Below are 2414 nucleotides of genomic sequence, written 5' to 3' on the forward strand. Positions count from 1 at the left end.
GATGTCAGGGTGCAACGTTTGCAGGAAATCAGCGAGGAAGATGCAAAGGCGGAGGGCGTTTGTGCATGGGTGGAAAGTCAGGCCAAATACCCTTGGGGTGATATCTCCGATGCACTACGCCACCTAATGGTCAAAAATACCTTTGGCAATGCGAAAACCGCTTTCGAGTGTCTATGGGACAGCCTCAATGGCGACCGCGACGCCGGTATCTACGCTTGGGATGCCAACCCATGGGTAATCGCCGTCTCCTTTGATGTCATCAAGGCCAATGTCGACACAGTACTGAGCGAGGTGGCGGCATGAAGGGAGAATACGTAACTGAGGTCGAGGAGCTACAAGCGCGGCTAAAACCGTTTCTACCTACTGAGCGACCTGAACCCGCATGCTGGATAAGCACACCCGACGGCGATGAAGGAAATGAATGGTGCGGAACTTGCGGATACTACAAGGTGCGCAATCTTCGCCGGAGAGATCGTAGACGACAAGGTGACTACTTTCTTGACGGTGGATGGCGGGCCGAATGCGACCATTTCCCGTGTTGTGCTGGATGTGGAGTAGAGCTGGATATTATTCCTACGGATTACTGCATTGAAGAGCTGATCTGCAATTTTGAAAGAAGCGGCTTCTATCAAGATAGCCAAGCTACAGCCTTCGAAATCGATGAAATCCTCGAAATCGTTAACTACCGGTATGACGACAACCAAGCCAAGGAAGAGCGTCGGCGTGCAGCGGTCAAAATTGCGGCTCGTTTCCTGAGTTCGCTGAGCGAGGTGGCGGCATGATGCATCAGCACGATTTGTTTAAGCCTTATCAGAATCACTCAAATTTATGGGAGATCATTCAACTGATTGGCCGTGGCGCTTTATTCGTGGTCAATCATTCTGGCGGCAAAGATAGTCAGGCAATGTTGATCAAGCTACGCGAGTTTGGCGTTCCCGACGATCAGCTTCTGATCATCCATGCTGATCTAGGAAAGGTCGAATGGTCTGGCAGTCAAGAGCAGATCAAACGTACATCCTTTGGATTACCGCTTGTCGTTGCCAAGGCTCGCCGCACATTGTTTCAGATGGTGGAGGAACGCGGCATGTGGCCTTCGCCTCAGCAGCGCCAATGCACCAGTGATTTGAAGCGCGGGCCGATTGAGCGTGAAGTCCGTCGCTACCTCAAGGCAAATCCTCACTATCGCGGGCTTGTCGTCAATTGCATGGGTATGCGGGCGCAGGAAAGCCATAACCGCGCCAAAGCCGAGACGTTTCGCTTCAATGCCCGAAACTCCAAGGCGGGCCGAGAATGGTACGATTGGCTACCGATCCATGATCTGACAGAGGATCAGGTCTACTCCACCATAAGAGATGAAGGCCAGTCACCGGCATGGCCGTACTTCGCAGGCATGACCCGCTACTCATGCTGCTTTTGCATCATGGCAAGTGAAGCTGATCTGAAAACGGCAGCTACTCTCAATCCGAGCCTCTACAGGGAAGTTGTCAAACTGGAACGCAAAGTGGGACACACCCTGTCCATGTCACGCAAACCTTTGGATCAGATTACGGGAGTGGCGGCATGATCGAGCAAGAATATCTCACCGGTCTCCCGTGATGGCGATTGAGCTATAATGCGGAGCTTCAGGACTCTGTAGCGCAGGAGTTCGATTTATTGTATGCATCGATGATTATTGGTTTTGTTCATCGATTTTTCAGGTCAATTCATGGCTGCATCAATCTATCCGACTGACCCTGCACAAGGGGTTACGCTTCGTTTTCTTGGTAAGCTCCTTCTCATCGGAGACCGCGCAAAATTCGGAGAGTTTTCTCAGTTCACTTCGACGAATTATTGCCCCTTGGTAAAAGACGGCGTCTCCTCAACTCGACGCCTCCTTGAGCAGTATTTGACAGACCCGGCAAACCGGAGCGAGCTCAAACGATTCTGGATCGCCAACAAAGGTTTTATCGCCTCTCTGCGCATACCGGATATCGTCAACGAAATCACGTCTTATACGGGGCGGTATTTCATCGTTGAGATGCCGGACGATAGAAATTTACCTGCTGCCTATGTTCCGCCCGAACCAGCCTCAATCGTCAATCAGGATGTTCGGAACATTCCTGGAATGACGACAGGTGAAAAATTCGCGCTCGCCCTAAAGAGAACGCCGGACCATTTGGGACAAGCGTTGAAGAATGAATTCGCTTCCCTTCTGACACCAGCAGCCATTGCCACAACGGTTTCAGTGATTGCGATCCTTGTTGCCGGTGGTCCGATTACGGCCACGATCATCATGACCGTCGGTTTCGTTCTGGCAGGGTGGCAAATCTTCAAGGCTGCGGGGAATATCATCGATTTCATCACCTTGACAAAAAACGCGAAGACTGAGGCTGAAATCAATGAAGCAGCGAGACTGCTAGCCCGGGCGGCTACAC

3 protein-coding genes and 1 pseudogene are annotated in these 2414 nt (G+C 51.6%); all 4 read left to right on the forward strand.

Features of this window, described 5'->3' with window-relative positions; all coding sequences use genetic code 11:
• Positions 1 to 303: pseudogene (locus TRICHSKD4_RS04785) on the forward strand (hypothetical protein); the annotation flags it as partial.
• On the forward strand, positions 300 to 782 hold the full coding sequence (locus tag TRICHSKD4_RS04790; protein ID WP_040616188.1) for a hypothetical protein: 483 nt from the start codon (positions 300 to 302) through the stop codon (positions 780 to 782). The pseudogene TRICHSKD4_RS04785 and the gene TRICHSKD4_RS04790, both read left to right, overlap by 4 nt.
• Before the next feature lie 86 nt (positions 783 to 868).
• Complete coding sequence (locus tag TRICHSKD4_RS04795; RefSeq protein WP_208992994.1) at positions 869 to 1564, forward strand: phosphoadenosine phosphosulfate reductase family protein; 696 nt, start codon at positions 869 to 871, stop codon at positions 1562 to 1564.
• Between the two features lie 141 nt (positions 1565 to 1705).
• On the forward strand, positions 1706 to 2414 hold a 709-nt coding region (locus TRICHSKD4_RS04800), incomplete at its 3' end, for a hypothetical protein (protein WP_139051960.1).

The organism is Roseibium sp. TrichSKD4 (assembly GCF_000148725.1).
Taxonomy (GTDB): Bacteria; Pseudomonadota; Alphaproteobacteria; order Rhizobiales; family Stappiaceae; genus Roseibium.